The organism is Pseudomonas sp. 37 R 15, from assembly GCF_900004865.1.
Lineage (GTDB): Bacteria > Pseudomonadota > Gammaproteobacteria > Pseudomonadales > Pseudomonadaceae > Aquipseudomonas > Aquipseudomonas fluorescens_AM.
On sequence record NZ_CVTV01000052.1, the window covers coordinates 2,520 to 3,237 of the forward strand.

1 protein-coding gene is annotated in these 718 nt (G+C 56.7%); it reads left to right on the forward strand.

Annotated elements, in window-relative coordinates; all coding sequences use genetic code 11:
* Positions 1-718: immunoglobulin-like domain-containing protein (locus BFQ04_RS30045; RefSeq protein WP_371914521.1), on the forward strand; the 718-nt coding region annotated here is incomplete at both ends.

The window sequence follows — 718 nt, forward strand, 5'->3', positions numbered from 1 at the left end:
ATCGACAAAGTCGACGTTGTCCTGACCGCTACCACTACCGTTGGCGAAGGCGGCAACATCGTCTACACCGCCAGCCTTGTGGATAAAAACGGCGTACCGGTGACGAACATCACCAACCCGTTGACCGTCACCTTGGATAACGGCCAGAGCATCACTATCGGCCTTAACCAATCGAGCGGTAGCGTTTCGGTTGTTGCACCGGATGACGTGTACAAGGGCGACCAAACCGTCACGACCGCTATCAAAACCGTGACCGGTGGCGAGCACTTTGAGAACCTGGTGCCAGGTAAGACGGCAGTCAATACGACCGTCACCGATACCCCAGGTACTGCTGATACCACTACCGTCACGCTGACCGCGCCAAGCGCAGTCAACGAGGGTGGCCAGATCACTTACACCGCTACGCTCTCTAACAAAGCGGGCAGCGACGTTACGCTGAAACTGGACAACGGTTCGTCGATTATCATCAAGGCTGGCGACACCGTCGGCACCGTGACCGTCCCTGCGCCGACCGATGACGTGTTTATCGACAAGAGCACACAGACGGTCAGGATCACTGAGACCACTGGCGGCAACTTCGAGAAACTTGAAGTTGCGGGCAATGGTGCGACCACCACGATCAACGACACCATCGACAAAGTCGACGTTGTCCTGACCGCTACCACTACCGTTGGCGAAGGCGGCAACATCGTCTACACCGCCAGCCTTGTGGATAAAA